This window comes from Pseudomonas sp. SIMBA_068, assembly GCF_046534705.1.
Classification (GTDB): Bacteria; Pseudomonadota; Gammaproteobacteria; order Pseudomonadales; family Pseudomonadaceae; genus Aquipseudomonas; species Aquipseudomonas putida.
In genome coordinates this window covers 1-237 of record NZ_JAWRYI010001628.1, presented here as the reverse complement: position 1 = coordinate 237, position 237 = coordinate 1, and the positions used below count along the sequence as shown (strand labels likewise).

Below are 237 nucleotides of genomic sequence, written 5' to 3'. Positions count from 1 at the left end.
GTTTCATTTAGGCGAAGCGCTTTATGATGCACAGGGTGCCGAGCTTGCGAACCAAGCTGCAATCATTGCAAAAAAAGCGGCTCAAAGTGCAAATAAAAATATACTGGTAGCAGGTTCGCTGCCTCCGGTATTTGGCTCTTACCGCCCGGAGCTATTTGAACGTAAGCGTGGTTTTACTATTTTAAATACACTTTATGAAGCACAAAACGAGTATGTAGATTTATGGATTGGCGAAAC

At 43.0% G+C, this 237-nt stretch carries 1 pseudogene; it reads left to right on the top strand.

The features are described 5' to 3' along the window. Positions 1-237, top strand: a pseudogene (locus SB756_RS35240) (hypothetical protein); the annotation flags it as partial.